Genomic DNA, 17,416 nt, shown 5'->3' on the forward strand with positions numbered 1-17,416 from the left:
GGCAGCGGAAACCTGCAGCGCAGGCAATACTTAGCCTAATTTATCCAGCGACCGGCGCGCCCTAAAGGTGCGCCGGTCCTATTCAGCCCCTATGTCAGCTCCAGGCAGACAGATTTTCAGGTCCGGTGCTAGCTTTCGTCTTCCGATTGTAAAAAGAACGTGTCCACGTCCGGTCTGACCATTTTTTGCTGACAGCAGCGCCGGACGGGTATAATGTTTGTGGTCTATTGCATAGCATATAATCATGTACATATGAAACAAATAACCGTCCTTATGCTGCTTGCTGTCGGTCTATTTCTGATCAGCAAGATCAGCTTTTCACAGAAGGCACAAGAATCAACACCGTCAAAACAACATACTATGGATAATATACAACAAAAAGATCCGATCATCTATTTCGCGGGCGGTTGCTTCTGGGGTACCGAACATTTCTTCAAGCAAGTCCGGGGCGTCACCGCCACTGAAGTCGGTTATGCCAACGGCAACCTTCAGGATCCAACCTACAGCCAAGTTTCAACCGGAAAGACCGGCTTTGCCGAAACGGTGAAAGTAAGCTACGATCCGCAGGTCGTGGACCTCAAGCTGCTGGTCGATCTTTTTCTCAAGACAATAGACCCGACCTCGCTCAACAAGCAGGGCAATGACATCGGCACCCAGTACCGTACCGGTATCTACTATACCCGTAGTGAAGATGTGCCGGTGATCAAGGCAAGCCTGGCGGCCTTGGCGAAACAGTACAACGACCAGATTGTGGTGGAAGTAGAACCGCTTCAAAATTACTATGACGCGGAAAGCTACCATCAAAAATACCTGGACAAAAATCCCGGTGGTTATTGCCATATCGGTCCGGAGCTCTTTGAGCTGGCCCGCAAGGCCAATCCAGCACCAGCACCAGCACCCGCTCCTGCCGAAACACAGACACAGGACCAGAACCAAAGGCCAGTCTATAAAAAAGCAGATCAGCAGACCCTGAAAAAACAGCTGACGCCACTGCAATATGAGGTCACCCAAAACAATGCCACCGAACGTGCCTTTGACAATGCCTACAACGATGAATTCAGGGAAGGCATCTATGTCGATATCACCACTGGAGAGCCCCTGTTTGTCTCTACCGACAAGTTTGAATCTGGCTGTGGATGGCCCAGCTTTTCGAAGCCCATCAGCGACAGCCTGGTCGAGGAACTTTCCGACAATTCCTTTGGCATGCGACGCACCGAGGTGCGCAGCAAAACCGGCGATGCACACCTGGGCCACGTATTCAACGATGGTCCCGCCGACAAAGGTGGCTTACGCTACTGCATCAACAGTGCTTCCCTGCGTTTTGTGCCCAAGGAGGACATGAAAAAACAGGGCTATGAAAAATACCTTCCCCTGTTGGTCAAAAAATAAAGGATCCGCTGGTCCTATGTAAGGTCAACGGCATTTTAACAAACATCAAACGACATCCAGGCCATGAGCAGTACGCTTGATGGCCTGGATGTTTTTTATACCTAAAGTATCACTTCAACTAAAGTAACCAGCCTACCTACTTCCGGCCTACCCCAAACAACAACGTTCAACAGATCAGGAATGGGCACTGATGCGATGTCTTCACGCCTATCGAGAACCCGCATCCGTCAAAAATTTGTAAAAGCAGATCCCGCAGTGCAAATTCCTGATTTTTTACAATTGCCAACATTTCAGTTCATGTAATTTGCGGTTTATTTCATATTAATCTAGCACAACCATGCAAAAAATTTCCAATAACCTAAAAGCATTTTTGGTCACCTTAGTCCTATTGAACCTCGTATTTATAGGCATCATATGCTATCTGCTTGTTTTTAAGTCCAATGAGACCAGCTTACAACGGGTGGATATCAATAACAAGGCCGGGGCAAACCGGGTCGTGATCTCCAGCGAGGACCATATCCCCAATCCCATCATCAATGGCAAAGAATACCAAAGGAAAATGGTTCCTGCCGGCCTGCTTTTCTACGACAACAAGGGCGATGAGCGTGGTGGCATCGCCATCTCTGAATACGAGGGCATGAATTTCAATGCCATTGCCTTCGACTACCAGAATGCAGATGCCATCGGCCTGTTTGCACAGGACAACCTACAGACAAACTATTTCAAGGCCGGGCTTACCATCAATGACAAGGACCTCTCCGGCAAACCCGGGTACAATATCAACCGTGTCAACCTGGAGACAGAAAACGGCAATGCCACCTTGGTCATGAAAGATGCCAATGAGATCCCGCGGTTAGTGCTCAAAGTAGACAGCGCCGGCAACCCTTCCATTACCATGTACGACGCCAAAGGCAAGGTGACCTGGAAACCCTAAGCAGTAGCAGGGCCGCGAAAGAATTTTTTTATGTATCTTCACCTAAACTATAGGTGGAGATATTTTGTTTACATCAGATGGAACAGCATACGAAGAATACCGTGAACGGAGCCGGCAATACGGTTATTTTTTTTGAGAAGGATCATCAAAAAAAATGGGTCGAACATACATTTGACCCCTGTGCTGCCCTCAAGCCCTATATTAAGGGATATATGATCCTGGAATGTGCCGAAAACACCGTCATCGAAACCCTGCCCAGCACCACCTTTTCACTCAATTATATTCTCAGGGGGAGCATCCAGCTGACCCAGCCTGACGGTTCAAAGGTCAAGTTGCCCCAGGCGGTTTCTTTTGGTATCACCAAGCGTTTCTTTGAGTTTACCTTCTCAGATTTTACCACGCTGTTTGTGGTGATCTTCCATCCGGGTTTTGCTTCCGCCATTATCCAAAAGCCCTTGAACGAGATTTTCGAAAAATTTGTGCCCATGGATGAGTTTTTCGGTGCCGCGAGCAATGCGACCCTGATCGAGACCCTGCAGCGCGAAAATTCATACGAGCAGATGGTGGATAGCGTGGAGCAGTTCCTGCTCCAGAGAATTAGCCCAGACCGCCTGGACCGGAGCATTTATGATTCCATTTCAACAATCCATGCCCATAAAGGACTGATTTCCATCAGCGCCATCGTCGCCGAGCTCCCGATAAGCCGGGATACCTTTGAAAAAAGGTTCCGCAACCTGGTGGGCACCAGCCCAAAAAGATATGCCGGTATCATCCGGTTCAGGAACCTCTTTGAGCAGCCCCTGCCAGCGGGCGACCTGACCGCCATGGCTTTGCGTGCGGGCTATTATGACCAGTCCCACTTTATCAAAGATTTTAAATCAAATACCGGCAAACTGCCTTCGGATTGTTTTTAGAGCTGTATATTTGCCCGACCGGACCAGATCCTTAAGGCAAGACTTTTATGAAAAAACAGATCCTTTATCTATTCTCCATCAGCATCCTGCTTTCAAGCTGCAGTGTGTTTCAAAAAAACGGCAAAAATTTCGATGATGGCTACTATACCCAGACGATCGACGGAAAGAAACAGCAAGTCTACATTGATGTGGACGATGAAACCGTCCGCATCCACCCGGTTGAATCCAAGCAAGGCCTTGCAGTGGTCGACAGCAGTAGGGTTCTCCTGTTGCAACAGGAAGTAAGCAGCACGGATCCACTGCCACCCCTCGCTTTTCATAAACCCTCGTTCGATATTGATTTTCTGACCATCCCTCTCAAATTCCGTCCCGCACAGGCTGGCGTGCCCATGCAGCTCAATACCAACCTCAACGGTGCCGCCTATTTTGGCTATAGACGGGATCAATATACCATCAAGTACAGCAGCACCCCACTCGGCAGATCAGAGCGCAGTATCCAGCATTTCGGTTTTTCGCTGGGTGCCTTTACAGGCCTGGGAAATACACTGATCTCGCCGACCAATACCAGCAACGCCACCGAACAGGAGTATGACGGTGTTGTGTGGAGCAAAGGGCTGGCAGGCATTTTTGCGGTCAACAAGTTCACCCTCGGCCTGGCCCTGGGCTATGACCACCTGCTGGGCAGCAACCGTGCAGTCTGGATCTATCAGAACAAACTCTGGTATGGGCTCGCTTTTGGGCTCAACCTAAATTGAGGTCCATCCTGTTTTTCAGAAAAAATGATTAATTTTAAGTTATTGCATATAAGCGATCTGCTCGCATGACCTGATTTGTTGTCGCCCCAGGTAAAGAAATTAAGCGATTCCATACCGGATGCCGCAATATCGGTTAAGCAAGCAGCGTTTGAATAGGTATACCAAAATAGGCTTATGATGACCGACATTATCAATAACACCGAAAAACAGCAATTTGAGATCCACCTGGACGATGCAATTGCCTACCTGACTTATCGTTTCTATAAGAAAGATATCGCACTGATGCATACCTTTGTGCCCGATGCATTCAAGGGAAAAGGCTTTGGCTCGGCACTCGCTGCCTTTGCATTTGACTATGCCAGGCAAGAAAAGAAACCAGTGATGGTGTACTGTCCCTTTGTGGGCAAATATGTCAAGGACCATCCCGAAGTACGGGAACTCCTGGATCAGGAATTCCACCGCCGATAAAGCATAAGTAAGGCTTTGTTTTTTAACCTTAAAACCTTTTTCCGTTTCCTATGGTTATACATGACTAGGTGCGGCACATGATCCAAGGGATCTGGCCGCGGCATGTACATTAAAAAAGAATCGTATGAACAATGTTTTGGTCAAAGACATCATCCAACAGCTCCGGGACGTCGAACAGGCAGACCTGTGGCTGGATGAGAATTTCGAAAAAAAATTAGCAGCAGTCAGTCCCATCACCGCCTTTGAGCGCCCCATTCCCGATATGCATAGCATTGCCGAACTGATGTCACACCTTATCGAGTGGCGGCGGGAGGTGCTGAGCCGTTTGAACGGAAACCCGCGGGGACTCGAAATGAGCGAAGCCGCCAATTGGCGCAGCAATGCAGCACTACAGGCGCAGGGCTGGGACAAATTACTGGCCGATTTCTATGCGAGCCAACAACAAGTGATCACCTTCCTGGAAGATAAAGACGATGCCTTCCTTGCCAGTCCCTACCGGCATGCCGACCCCAGCTTTCCGCACGACAATAAATACCTACTGATGGGGCTTATCCATCACGATTTTTACCACCTCGGGCAGATGGGCATGACCGTCAAGTACCTCAAGCTCAAGGGCAGCTTAAGCGGCGGATAAGAAGGACTTGCATCAAAAATGTTCAAATATTTAGAACGATCGTCGGCTGAGTGCTGTTTACCTTAAAACTTAAACTCAACAGCGATGAAAAGAATATATTTGACATTAGCCCTAGCACTGACGATTTTTGCACTGCAAAGCTGCGGTGGCGGTGCGATGAAAGACGGTAAAGAGACCGCCGACAGTATCAATGAAGCCAATACCCCCGAAGATATGGAGGACAGCCTGCTCACCGCACCGGTAGCTGTCGCCGAAAGCGATGCCGAATTTGTGACCGAAGCCGCCAATGGTGGCATGGCCGAAGTCGAGCTCGGACAGCTGGCCCAGCAGAAAGCGCAGAACGGTGAGGTGAAAGCTTTTGCCGAAATGATGATCAAGGATCATACAAAAGCCAACGAGGAACTCAAAGCCCTGGCCGACTCCAAAAACATCACCCTGCCTGCGGCAGTGGCTTCCGAACAGCAGCAAGTCAAGGACAAGCTGACCAGCAAGCCTGCAAGTGAGTTTGACAAAGCCTATATCGCCGATATGGTCGAAGATCATGAAAAGGACGTCAAGCTTTTTGAAGATGCGAGCAAAAACCTGAAGGATCCAGACCTGAAGGCCTTTGTTGACAAGACCCTGCCGACCCTGCGCAACCACCTGGATCATAGTAAACGCCTAAACGGTCAGTTGAAGTAATCATTTGTGCTTTAGCATTGTGCATCAGCAAATATTCTGATATATTTACGGTCATACACTGTCAACTGAAACTATGAAACCGTGCAAGCTTGCCGTGCTTTTCTTTGGGATATTTGCTATTTCGGGACTAAAGGCACAAGAAAAACCCAATTTGATCAAATTGAACCTCCTGCCCCTTGTCGTGGGCAATGTGGCCATCGAATATGAGCGGCCCATCCAGGAACGTATCTCCCTGAATGGTACCCTAAGCTGGTGGCCCACATCCGGTTTGCCTTTAAAATCACTTTGGGATTCGGCCATCGAGGATGAATACAATATCCTGGGCAACGCCCGGTTGGGTGCTTTTTCGCTGGCTCCGGAAATCCGCTTTTACCTGGGCCACAAAGGAGCACCCCGGGGTTTCTACCTTGCCCCCTTTTTTAAGTATTCCAACTACAGACTCAGCACCACGATCACCGTGGATCAGCCCGAGTATCAACGCAGTGTGACGCTCTCGGGGGCACTGAACGCCTTTACCGTCGGTGCGGCAATCGGCAGCCAGTGGCGGCTCAGTGAGGCCATCTACCTGGACTGGCGTATCATTGGCCCCAATTATGGCTTTAACAACGGCCAATTTGACGGCAAGACCCCACTCAATGCCAACGAACAAAAAGAGATCCAGAAACAACTGGACGACTTTGATATCGAGATCCTCAAGTTAAAGAAAGAAGTCAACGCAGATGGCGTAAGTATCCGTACCACAGGACCTTTTGGAGGATTCCGCACCGCATTATCCGTTGGGTACCGGTTTTAGAATGTTTTTATTTATATTTTTGTGATAAAGACAAGACCATATGCTTAAATTATTCTACTGTGCAGCGGTGCTGGTACTGGGCCTGACCAAAACGTGTTCTACCGGCAATCCAGCTGCTTCAAGCGAAAACAAGCCCCGTCCGGGCTGGTTACAGTCAGCATACAGCGATGCCGTACTGATCGAGGCAGAAAACTCCAGCGAGCTGGATGGAACCTACCTGATCAATCAGCCCGTCGATTTCAATCCCGATAGCCTGGCTGTCTTTTTTGTGATGGCCAAACTGCCGCCCGAACTTTTCAAAAACAGCGATGAGTTTTATCCCGAGCTGAAGGAATTTATCCTGATCGTTCCCGATTTTGAATTTTATAATCGGTTAGCCGAAGAGTCGAGCAAACGGGGCATTACAGCCGAGCCGGCCACCACAAATTATTATTACCATGTCAAACGTGCAGATGGCCAGGTGATGGTGGATAGCTACCATATTTCGGGCGAGGGCCATCCACAGCTCAAATATCGTGATCCTATGGTTCCGAAGGACAAAATCGTTGTTTATCGGACCGAAAGCTACGGATCCGTCTGTTGCCCTAAAGATGAAAGGCGCGTACTTGAAGAACAAGATGCCCCTTTTATCCGTCAGTACGAGCAGCAGCATGACGTAAAAATCGAAGGCAGCTATCGGCAGGTCACTGGCAAGGAAGGTGAGCACAATAATTACTATACCCTGCAAGGGTTGGACATGAGCCAACAGCTGGCATTTCTGGTTGCCAAAAACAAACAGTGGCAATTGGAGGGCAAGACCCTTATCCCGACCACAGGCCTGCATGTCATCACGCCGGCGCTGATCCCGCTGGAGACCGAAGGAATCCGCAAGCTGCAACCGATCACCTATACAGAAAAGTAAGCGTGATTTCAATTATTATCCTTATTTTGATCCTGCAATGATCGATTGATCCGCCCTAGGCCCGATCAGGATACAGGGCAAAGATCCCCGATCATTTAGCACGCCACCAAATATGATAATTATGCTGAAGAAGTACCTTTTTATCCTGGCCAGCTGGCTGCTATTTGCAAGCGGCAGTACTGCCCAGGTCAAATTCAAGTTCAACAATGTGGACACGATCAGTCCGTTCAATCAACAGCTCATCACATTTTTTGGCCGGGCCATGGAAGCCAAGGCTACGGGAAAGCATGTTGCCAGTTTTTGGTACAGCGACAGCACGAGCAGTTTCCAGCTGCCACAGCAAGACAGCTATGAGTCCTGGATCTATGGGATGTATACCTATAAGCCGCAGACCATTATGGGCCTGTCCAAAATAGCTGACAAGCATTATAAAGTCAAGGTGATGTTGATCACCGACAAAGATAGCGTCAACAGCATGGTATACGCCATACAGAATTTTATCATCTGCGAAACCGCCGAGGGCCTCAAGATGCGGGATATCCTTGCCTTTCAGCTCGACAAAGCACAATACAAGCATATTGCGGACAAGTATTTCGATTTCTATGTCCCCGACGAACAGACATTTTCCAAAGCCCATATCCAGGAGATCAATGACTACGTCAAACGGATCGAGCAATATTTTGGCAAAAAGGTCCACTATAAACTCCGGTATGTCTATGCCCCCGGCTGTGAGGCCCTGTTCCAGTTGCGGGGATACGACTATGTGGCCAATATGATGTCGACCAAAAGCGATGTCTGCGGCCTGACCGATGTTAAGAATCGCATCATGTTCAGTTCTTCGGCCCAACTCCACCAGCATGAGCTGCTGCGCCTGCTGACGGTCCTATTTCCCAAAGGGCCAGCGGTCCTAAAGGATGGCTTTACCAATTTGGTCGGTGGAGCAGGCGGCAAACCGATCCTATACCACCTCCGCAAACTGGCGCCCTATATCCAACAGCATCCCGAGGTGTTGGATGACCTGGAATCCTTTTACTATTACGACGACGAAACCAATCCACATTTTGTGTTCAATGCCATCGCGACCAATTATTTTATACAGCAGATGGGTGAGGATAAATTAAAAGAATGGATGAAACGCGAAGACCTGAGCCAGGAAAAGCTGGTCGATTTCCTGAAAAACCATTGCGCTGTCAGCGACAGCAAAGCCTTTTTCCTGGAACAATTCAAACGCTATGCCGAGGGGACAGCAGACCTGGAGTACAGTAAGATTTTAAACTAATATTACATTCGTTTCGAGTTTTGCCAACCTTTTCAAAATCTGGAATGTTATATTAAAAAAAATATACCCGCTACATTCTTAGCAATGATAAATAAAGAAATTTATACGATTGGTCATTCGACACATCCAGCTGAAGAATTTTTGAACATGTTGGATTCATTTGGGATCACGATGCTAGTTGATATCCGAAGACACCCAGGCTCGAAAAGATATCCGCAATTTAATCAAGTGAACTTAAAAGAAATGCTGAATAATCATTACATAGGCTATAAACATATTGAAGAACTTGGCGGCCGAAGGAAAGTAGAAAAGAACAGCAATAATACGGGCTGGAAAAATCTATCCTTTCGGGGCTATGCAGATTACATGGAAACGAAAGAATTTGAGAGTGGCGTTGAAATGCTAGAAGGACTAGCTCTGCAACAAAAGACGGTCTTTATGTGTTCAGAAGCGGTATGGTGGAGCTGTCACCGCGCATTGGTTTCCGATTATCTTAAGCTTCACGGTTGGAAGGTTTGGCATATAATGGCCGTACATAAAGCAGTTGAACACCCCTATACCTCCGTTGTGAAGATCAAGGATGGAAAACTAGATTATACAGAGAACACCCTTTTTGATTGATAGAAATGGAAAAGAAATTTAAAATTGGAGATAAAGTTACTTGGCATTCAGAAGCTGGAAAGGTTTCGGGAACAATTATAAAAATACATACCAGTGACTTTGACTATAAAGGGTACACTCATCATGCCTCTCCAGAAGACCCTCAATATGAAATCAAGAGCAATAAAACATCCCATATTGCTGCACATAAAAGCAAAGCGTTAACCTTAGAAAATTAGTTAATCGACTTGTAAACGCATCTAAAGCCAATCATTACGCATTAAAGGGCGCTGGATCGGTACGGATAACATGGGTATTGTAAGATTTTAAACTAGGGTCTTTCAATCAGCTACCTTGACCTTCGCCGCAAAGATCGCCTGCAATTTCTCATTCAGCCCCTCTCCCCGAAGGTCGCGGGCAATGATCTTCCCGTTTGGGTCCAGGAGGAAACTTGCCGGAATAGAATTTATACCATAACGCTTTGCCGCATGACTGTCCCAACCTTTCAGGTCAGAAACCTGTGGCCAGCTCAGGCCATCATCAGCGATCGCCTTGATCCATTTATCTTTTTGGGTGGCCCTGTCCAAGGATATGCCCAAGATCTCGAGGCCCAGATCTTTGTATTTGGCATATTGCGCCACCAGGTTGGGGTTCTCCTCCCGGCAGGGGCCACACCAGCTGGCCCAAAAATCGAGCAGCAGGTATTGATCCCGGAAATCGGATATCCGGAGGGTCTTGCCGGCTGGCGTCTGGAGCTCAAGGTCGGGCGCGATTTGTCCCACCTGCGTTTTGGTCGACGACTCCAGTTGCAAGGGTATTTCCTTGGCCAAAGGATATTTTAAGAGTTCCGGCGACAATCCTTTGTACACGGCAGCGGCTTCCTGCACAAATTTCTCCTGGCCAGCGACAAAAGACAGGCTGATTAGGCTGAGATAAGAGGAAGGATGCGCACGGGCGAATGCCAAATGTACGCCATAGAGTTCATCCACCAGAGACTTCTCATTGCTCATAAATCTTTCACGGATGGTAGAATCAGCCTGTTGATCGGCCGGAAGCGCATAAAACTCCTTATTCAGTGCGCTGAATTTGTCGTCAACAGCAGCCCGCATCTTTTTGAAACTGTCTTGGTCAGCATTGATCGGCGACCCGCTGATCACGCTATTGTAAAGGGAGTCTTTTGCCCGCATTTCCATCGCTACAGGTTCCAAGTAGAAACGAATATAATCCATCCGCTCTTCGGGGGCAGGTTTCTCCACATACGGATTTTTATGGAGATAAAGGGACGCGGAAACGGGGTACGCCAGCCTTCCCGAAAATAGAAAGTTTCCGTCCTGGGAAACCGTGGAGTCAACGACAGACTTTCCTTCGATCTCATAGATCAGGAAAATTTTAGAACCATCTTTCAATTGATCCACCGTGCCCTTGATTTTATAGGGCTGCTGCGCAGCAACGAAAAAAGGAACAACAAAAATGAATGAAAGGAATAATCTTAGGGATCTGGCCATGCTATCAAGTTTATTTTCAGCTTATTCCTAAAGATAAGCATTATTTTCAAATGATCTTATCCCATAGCTTCCAGCTCAGCCGAAAGCTCCCGTCACCTATACAGAAAAGTAAGCGCAGCAGACCTGGCGTACAGCAGAATCCTTGATTAGTTCCTGTACAACATAGCCTCAGCTGAGGACTAGAGCTCCATGCGCATTTCCAATAGATTGGGTTTGAATCCCGCTTTGCTGTAGGCCTTCTTGGCGCTCTCATTCTGGTCATAGACCTCCAGCCGCACCTCTGTGATGTTTCTGTCCCTGGCCCAGCGCAGCAGGGCCTCCAGGATCAGCTTATTGATCCCCTGGCCACGGTATTCCGGGCTGACGTACATAAAACCCAGATGCGCATACAGCTCATACTTTTGATAGGCCTTGGCGCTGACGATCTTGGCATAGCCCGATCCGACCAGCTCATCGCCGATGACGGCCACCAGCACCTCCGCGGTGGGTGATTGTATCAATTCCAGGAGGTCATAGTAATGGATCTCCCCTTCTTTTAAGGTATTATCAAAAGGCCGTTCGGCCGCTACGATACCCTGTTCAAATTCCACTAAGGTATCAATTTCATGTTCCAGTGCGGGTCTGATTTGTACTTCCATCCTCACAAATATACTTAAATAGTACCCAAAAATCTTACTGCACTGCAGGGGCTTTGATCCGCATATTGTCATAAATAGACCAGCATCAGCAGGCAGTCATTTCCCAAGCTGCAGGCAAGCGGCAACGTTAAGGAGCATAGGTCAGCGGCTGTTTTTAATTTTTGTAAACCATTCTTTCCCGGAGGAGGTTCACTTTACAGACAATAAACAGTTACTCAAATAAATCAACACTATGACACTATTTAAGAACCCGCACAGCAAATATCCCGCACCACCATTTCCCAAGCAAGAGCAAGAAGTACCTGGTACCGAGGCCCAGATGAAGCCCCAGGCCGACCATGGCGAAGAAAGTTATGTCGGCACCGGAAAGCTGGATGGCGCCCGGGCCCTGATTACCGGTGGTGATTCCGGCATTGGCCGTGCCATCGCCATTGCCTATGCCCGTGAGGGGGCCGATGTGGTCATCAATTATGGCTATACTGTCGAAGATGAGGATGCCGCCGAAACCGCCCGCTGGGTGGAGCGCGAAGGCCGCAAGGCTGTGCTCTCCAAAGGCGACATCCGGGATGAAGACTATTGCAACGAGCTGATTGAGCTCTGCGTGCAGCAACTGGGTGGAATTGATATCCTGATCAACAATGCCGCCTACCAGATGGCCCATAAGACGCTGGAAGAGCTCACTGCCGAGGAATGGGACCGCACGTTTGAAACCAATATCCGGAGCATGTTTTACCTCTGCAAGGCCGCGGTGCCGCTGATGGCGCCGGGGAGCTCCATCATCAATACCGCTTCGGTCAACTCATACCGTCCCAATGCCGTGCTGCTCGATTATGCTGCCTCCAAGGGTGCCATACAGAATTTTACGGCCAACCTGGCGCAGATACTGCTCGAGCAGGACAAAGGCATCCGGGTCAATGCCGTAGCCCCCGGCCCGGTATGGACACCCCTGATCCCCTCTACGATGCCCGAACCCGACAAATTCGGACAGGAAAGCCCGATCAAGCGGCCGGCACAGCCCGCAGAGATTGCCCCGGCCTATGTCTTTTTAGCTTCCGAACAGAGCAGCTATATTGCCGGCGCCACCCTGGCGGTGACTGGTGGCAAGATCGCCATCTAGCGGAATGTTTTAAAAAAAAAGGGACCGACGTATGCCAACGCGGTCCCTAAAAAAGGTTATCCAAGTTGGATAGCCTTTTTTTCTGTTATTGTTATTGGTAACCCTGGTTTTGTGTAAACTCATCTTTATTGGTGATGGCATCTAGCTGCGCTTGCGGTATCGGCCGTACCTGGTGGTAATCCTGGATATAAGTGGCGATATCAGGGTTGTGTGCTTTCACGCGTTCAACCAATTTTCCGGTGCGTTTAAGGTCAAACCAGCGGATCTGTTCGCCGGCAAACTCCCTTGCCCGTTCATCCAGGATAAAGTCCAGCGTCATCTGCGCCGCTGTTACCTTCATTTCTTCTTCCTTACCGGGCTGTGCTGCACGGGCACGGATCAAGTTGACCCAGTGTGCTGCCGAATCCCTATTGCCCAGACGCAGCTGCGCCTCGGCCGCATTGAGATAGAGCTCCGCAAAGCGTATAACAAACACATCTCGCGCACTCTGCGCTTCATTGGACGAGGGGCGTGTCGGATCCAAAAATTTGCTGAGCGTCGGATACCGCAATTGATCTTTTACCTTCCCGTCGCTGGCATAAATATAGTTCCGGTCGTATACCTTATAGGGTTTGCCCACATTGTTTACCATCCGGCGGGTAGCATACACAGCGGTATCGCCCAGTTTGACGGTTGCCGTCGGATTATTCGAATAGAACACCTCTTTAAACGATGCGGCGTACCGGCTATCCCCTTCGGGATACAGATCCAGTAGGAAACGTGTTGGCATATAGCGGTTGAACGGCCGGCCATTTTCCAGGTCGCGCTGCATACCCGTCTCCGTGTCGTATTTCATGAGAAATAGTAGGTGCCCGTTGTTGCTGCCCCGGTTGTGTCCGAGGGGATTCAATATTTCATCGCTTTTGTCATTTAGTGCCAGGTCGGTCGAATAGTTGACTGCATATACGACTTCTTTGTTTTTCAAGTTGCCCATCTTCCAGAGGTCTGCATAGTCTTTGAGCAGTTCAAAGCCAAAGTTCCCATTGATCACCGAGAGCGCATAATCATTGGCCTCCTTATATTTTCCATGAGACAGGTACACGCGGGACAAAAATGCCCGTGCAGCAGGATTGGTGACGCGGCCATAGTCTTCGGTGGTATTGGGCAGGTCCTTGATCGCGGCCAGCAGGTCGGCCTCAATGAGCTTGTAAAACTCTTCCGGAGCGGTTTTATTGGCAGTCGTGATGATGCCATTTGTTTCCGTCGTGGTCAGGTGCACGCCGCCCCAGGTCTGCAGGATATGCCAATAGTAAAATGCCCGCAGAAAATGCAATTCGGCCAGCCGAACCGTTTTGGTACTCTCCGTTAGGCCAGCGTCATCGATGCGACCGATACCCGCGTTGCAGACATTGACTGCCGAATACAATGCTTTCCACTCAGCTTCCAGGGCTCCATTGTTACCCTGAAGGTTGATATATTTCATCAGGTCAGGAAAAGTATCTCCTGCCCCGCTCATCCATAGGTCCGTGCCCATCTCCGATAAGCTGTATCCCTCTTCCTTGCCATACCACCAGCGTTGGTACGCATAGGCAGCATTCACCAGCGACTCAAAGCCCTCCGGCGTCGCAAAAACAGATTCGGAGGTCAGCCCACTCGGATTGTATTCATCCAGGATTTTTGAGCAGCCCGACGAAGCGAGTACGACCACAGCAGCTAACACGATATTTCTAATATTTCTTTTCATTTCTTTAGCAATTAAAATCCAACATTCACACCGAAAATAAACAATTTTGTCATCGGGAAATTTTCAGATCCACCTCTTTCCGGGTCGTATGAGTCCAGCAGATCCGATTTTGTCCAGGTAAATGGATTCTTGGCCGTACCATATACCCTCAACTTTTTGATAAAACCATCTTTTAATATCGATTGCGGAAAATTGTAGCCCAACGATATATTCCTGATCCGGAGGTATGAACCGTCTACATAGCCCAGGGAACTGGAGTATAGTGTACTGGCTAGCGAGAGGCCAGAGTTTGGCCTTGGATTGGCATTTGTCGGATTTTCCGGCGTCCAATAGTCGATGATAGCAGTACTTTGCCCTAGTCCCTGCGGATCATAGCGGCGCAAAAAATTGGGCTGCAGCGTTTGGCCCCAACGTGCAAACAGCAATATATTGAGATCAAAGCCCTTATAACTAAAGGTATTGTCCCAGGAGCCGAACCATTTTGGTCTTGGCGTACCAATGATAACGCGGTCATTGCTCGCGTCAATCTTTCCGTCACCATTGACGTCCCTTACCCGGATATCGCCAGGTTTCTGATTAAACTTAGCTGCCTCGTCCTCCTGACCGAGTTGCCAGATACCCAGTTTATCATAATCGTAGAATACCGTTGTCGGCTGACCGATAAACCAGCCGTTTCCGATATCATCGGCATTGGTCACCAGTTCGACGATCTCCTCCTTATTGCGTGTATAGGAGATGGCGGTATTCCATTTAAAGGGCGCATCCTGCACCACATCAGCATTCAGAGCAATCTCGAAGCCCCGGTTTCGGGTCTTGCCGATATTCTGAATCACGTTGCTCACGCCCGTGGAAGGCGGAAGTCCGCGTTCGAGCAATAATTTGGAGGTTTTGGAGTCATAATAATCGATGGTACCGGAGATACGTCCTTTCATGATGCCGAAGTCCAGTCCCGCGTTTGTCGTCGCGGTGATCTCCCAGCCCAGATTGGCGTTTCCGATCTGGGGCGCAAAGGTGTATCCCGTCGCAGCGGCATCGTCGTAGGCAAAAGCCACCCGGCTTAAGTTGCTCTGTGTCGAATAAGGCGACACCGCATAGTTACCTGCTCTACCCCAGCTCAATCTGGCTTTTAATTCACTAAACAAGGTCTGGTTCTTCATAAACGGTTCATCCACGATGCGCCATCCAGCAGCAATAGATGGGAAGAAAGCCCACTTACTTCCCTTAGCCAGTATGGACGATCCGTCAGAGCGCCCCGTGGCTGTGAGCAAGTATTTTCCTTTGTAGCTGTAGTTGACCCGTCCGGCAAAAGAAAGTAAGTTATTCATGCTATAGCCTGTGGTGGTGGCCAGGTTTTTCGACGCATTGCCCAAAGCATAGAAAAGCTGACTATCCAGGATGAGGCCTTCACCCGATGCATCGATATGGTCAGATCTATTCCAGAGGATACTATTGACCGCTGTGACCGTCAGGTTATGATCTCCAAATGAGTTTTGATACGACAATACATTTTCCCAATTGACCAAATGGCTATTCTCGGTACCATAAGTGGCCTTAGAGGCCGATCCATTACGGTCAATGGTATACATTCCGGCAAAGGTACCTTCACGGTTATTATTCAATGTTACCCCAATCGTCGATTTACCCGAAAATCCTTTCCAGGGCTTTAGCTCGAGATAACCATTGATGAGGGTACGGGTCAGGATATTCTGCGCATCATAGGCGTTCGGCTCGAGATCGGCCAGCGGATTGATGGCCGAGCCATTTAATGGATATAGGATCAGGCTGCCGTCATCGTTATAGATTTTTCCCAGCGGGCTGATCTTATTGGCCTGGTTTAAAGGGTCGCGGGCGGCCTGAATTTTGTAATGTGTCACCTGCGACTGCATCCCCGCCCTAAAGTAGGTACCTAGTTCTTGGTCAATATTCAGCCGACCGCCAAACCGGTTGGATCGATCCTGTTCGAAGATTCCCCTTTCATTTAAAAAGTCGCCGGAAAAGTAGACCTTCGTTTTCTCGGTCCCGGCATTGATGCCGACCTGATAATTTTGCTGAAACCCCTCCTTGACCAACAGATCGAAGTAGTCGGTGTATTCGTTATTTTTTATCGCATCAAGCTCGGCCGTATTAAAGATGGTCGCATCATCCGATTCGCTGTTCCATTTACCTGTGGTGCGATAGGCTTCGCGGCGCAACTTCACCCATTGATCCATATTCATGACCTTGGGGTAGCGCGCTACCTTGGATACACCGGCGTATGCGTTGAAAGAAATCTGTGCCGCTCCGGTTTTACCCTTTTTTGTCGTGATGATGATCACACCATTTGCGCCTCTCGAACCATATATGGCAGTCGAAGAAGCATCCTTCAGTACCTCCATGGATTCTACGTCATTGGGGTTGATGTCCTGAATATTGCTGTACTGGATCCCATCGACAATATATAGCGGGCCATTTTGAGCCGTTATGGATCGGTTGCCCCGGATCGTGATATTGACCCCCGAAGATGCCGAGCCACTGCTGCGGGTCACATCCATCCCCGACACTTTGCCTTGGACAGACTCCAGCATATTTGCCGATGGTACTTTGGCAATTTCGTCGCCCTTGACCGAGACAACAGAGCCCGTGAGGTCACGTTTCTTAACCGTACCATAGCCCACGACGACGACTTCATCGAGTGTTGAATCATTGGACTGGAGGACGATGGAGAGTGCTTTTCCAGGCACGATCGTCACCTGCTGGGCATCTGCCCCCAGGTAAGTGACAGACAGTTGTTTGACCTCACTGGGCAGTTTGAGTGAAAAATTTCCATTGGCATCCGATGATGTCGATATGGAGTTGTTGCCCACCGAGCGAATTGTCGCTCCGGACAGCGGCTTCCCTTGGGAATCTTTCACTGTACCGTTGACACTTTGTTGCTGTCCCCATGCGTAGGGTGCGGACAAAACAAGCATCGCGCTTAGGGCGGTAGGCAGTAGGATCCTACTCTCCCATTCAATCTTTGGTCTCATAAGGTTTAAAAGTTTATAATTTTAATATTTCCCCTTGCGGCTGTGCAACCGCTTGCATTTTGAAATTAACTATTTATCAT

18 protein-coding genes are annotated in these 17,416 nt (G+C 48.9%); 13 read left to right on the forward strand and 5 right to left on the reverse strand.

The features are described 5' to 3' along the window. Nucleotides 1–78: 78 nt before the first annotated feature. Nucleotides 79–252, reverse strand: coding sequence for a hypothetical protein (locus tag HX021_RS16105; protein ID WP_286591510.1), 174 nt, complete (start codon nucleotides 250–252; stop codon nucleotides 79–81). Here HX021_RS16105 and msrB point away from each other — a divergent pair, their 5' ends adjacent. From msrB to HX021_RS16165, 12 genes are all read left to right on the forward strand, one after another. Beyond that, on the forward strand, nucleotides 253–1,389 hold the full coding sequence (gene msrB, locus HX021_RS21800) for a peptide-methionine (R)-S-oxide reductase MsrB (protein ID WP_286591511.1): 1,137 nt from the start codon (nucleotides 253–255) through the stop codon (nucleotides 1,387–1,389). It begins immediately after the preceding gene. Between the two features lie 337 nt (nucleotides 1,390–1,726). Further along, a complete protein-coding gene (locus HX021_RS16115; protein WP_286591512.1) occupies nucleotides 1,727–2,323 on the forward strand; it encodes a hypothetical protein in 597 nt (198 codons plus the stop codon). A 77-nt stretch (nucleotides 2,324–2,400) separates the two neighbouring features. Further along, the gene (locus HX021_RS16120) at nucleotides 2,401–3,237 is read left to right on the forward strand and encodes a helix-turn-helix domain-containing protein (protein WP_286591513.1); all 837 of its coding nucleotides are present in this window, start codon (nucleotides 2,401–2,403) and stop codon (nucleotides 3,235–3,237) included. Nucleotides 3,238–3,284: 47 nt separating this feature from the next. Then, entirely contained in the window at nucleotides 3,285–3,992 is a 708-nt protein-coding gene (locus HX021_RS16125; protein ID WP_286591514.1) for a hypothetical protein, read from the forward strand. A gap of 174 nt (nucleotides 3,993–4,166) precedes the next feature. After that, on the forward strand, nucleotides 4,167–4,460 hold the full coding sequence (locus tag HX021_RS16130) for a GNAT family N-acetyltransferase (protein ID WP_286591515.1): 294 nt from the start codon (nucleotides 4,167–4,169) through the stop codon (nucleotides 4,458–4,460). Nucleotides 4,461–4,584: 124 nt separating this feature from the next. Beyond that, complete coding sequence (locus tag HX021_RS16135; protein WP_286591517.1) at nucleotides 4,585–5,094, forward strand: DinB family protein; 510 nt, start codon at nucleotides 4,585–4,587, stop codon at nucleotides 5,092–5,094. An 84-nt stretch (nucleotides 5,095–5,178) separates the two neighbouring features. Next, nucleotides 5,179–5,775 carry a DUF4142 domain-containing protein gene (locus tag HX021_RS16140; RefSeq protein ID WP_286591519.1) on the forward strand — a complete coding sequence of 199 codons (597 nt, stop codon included), beginning with the start codon at nucleotides 5,179–5,181 and terminating at the stop codon, nucleotides 5,773–5,775. Nucleotides 5,776–5,848: 73 nt separating this feature from the next. Next, nucleotides 5,849–6,568 (forward strand): DUF3575 domain-containing protein, encoded by a 720-nt coding sequence (locus HX021_RS16145; RefSeq protein WP_286591520.1) that lies wholly within the window; start codon nucleotides 5,849–5,851, stop codon nucleotides 6,566–6,568. 40 nt (nucleotides 6,569–6,608) lie between these two features. Then, entirely contained in the window at nucleotides 6,609–7,469 is an 861-nt protein-coding gene (locus HX021_RS16150) for a hypothetical protein (protein WP_286591521.1), read from the forward strand. A gap of 121 nt (nucleotides 7,470–7,590) precedes the next feature. After that, nucleotides 7,591–8,748, forward strand: a complete 1,158-nt coding sequence (locus HX021_RS16155; RefSeq protein ID WP_286591522.1) for a hypothetical protein — start codon at nucleotides 7,591–7,593, stop codon at nucleotides 8,746–8,748. Between the two features lie 84 nt (nucleotides 8,749–8,832). Beyond that, on the forward strand, nucleotides 8,833–9,369 hold the full coding sequence (locus HX021_RS16160) for a DUF488 domain-containing protein (protein ID WP_286591523.1): 537 nt from the start codon (nucleotides 8,833–8,835) through the stop codon (nucleotides 9,367–9,369). Between the two features lie 5 nt (nucleotides 9,370–9,374). Next, a complete protein-coding gene (locus HX021_RS16165) occupies nucleotides 9,375–9,587 on the forward strand; it encodes a hypervirulence associated TUDOR domain-containing protein (protein ID WP_286591524.1) in 213 nt (70 codons plus the stop codon). Nucleotides 9,588–9,689: 102 nt separating this feature from the next. On the opposite strand, the gene HX021_RS16170 is transcribed toward HX021_RS16165, so the two are convergent. Continuing rightward, nucleotides 9,690–10,853, reverse strand: coding sequence for a TlpA disulfide reductase family protein (locus HX021_RS16170; protein ID WP_286591525.1), 1,164 nt, complete (start codon nucleotides 10,851–10,853; stop codon nucleotides 9,690–9,692). A 179-nt stretch (nucleotides 10,854–11,032) separates the two neighbouring features. Continuing rightward, nucleotides 11,033–11,491 (reverse strand): GNAT family N-acetyltransferase, encoded by a 459-nt coding sequence (locus tag HX021_RS16175; RefSeq protein WP_286591610.1) that lies wholly within the window; start codon nucleotides 11,489–11,491, stop codon nucleotides 11,033–11,035. A 232-nt stretch (nucleotides 11,492–11,723) separates the two neighbouring features. On the opposite strand from HX021_RS16175, the gene HX021_RS16180 reads away from it, so the two are divergent. Further along, nucleotides 11,724–12,608 (forward strand): SDR family oxidoreductase, encoded by an 885-nt coding sequence (locus HX021_RS16180; RefSeq protein WP_286591526.1) that lies wholly within the window; start codon nucleotides 11,724–11,726, stop codon nucleotides 12,606–12,608. A gap of 91 nt (nucleotides 12,609–12,699) precedes the next feature. Here HX021_RS16180 and HX021_RS16185 read toward each other — a convergent pair whose 3' ends face one another. Further along, nucleotides 12,700–14,331, reverse strand: a complete 1,632-nt coding sequence (locus HX021_RS16185) for a RagB/SusD family nutrient uptake outer membrane protein (RefSeq protein WP_286591527.1) — start codon at nucleotides 14,329–14,331, stop codon at nucleotides 12,700–12,702. A gap of 11 nt (nucleotides 14,332–14,342) precedes the next feature. After that, entirely contained in the window at nucleotides 14,343–17,336 is a 2,994-nt protein-coding gene (locus tag HX021_RS16190; RefSeq protein ID WP_286591528.1) for a SusC/RagA family TonB-linked outer membrane protein, read from the reverse strand. Nucleotides 17,337–17,416 lie beyond the last annotated feature (80 nt).

Source organism: Sphingobacterium sp. N143, from assembly GCF_030325625.1.
Classification (GTDB): domain Bacteria; phylum Bacteroidota; class Bacteroidia; order Sphingobacteriales; family Sphingobacteriaceae; genus Sphingobacterium.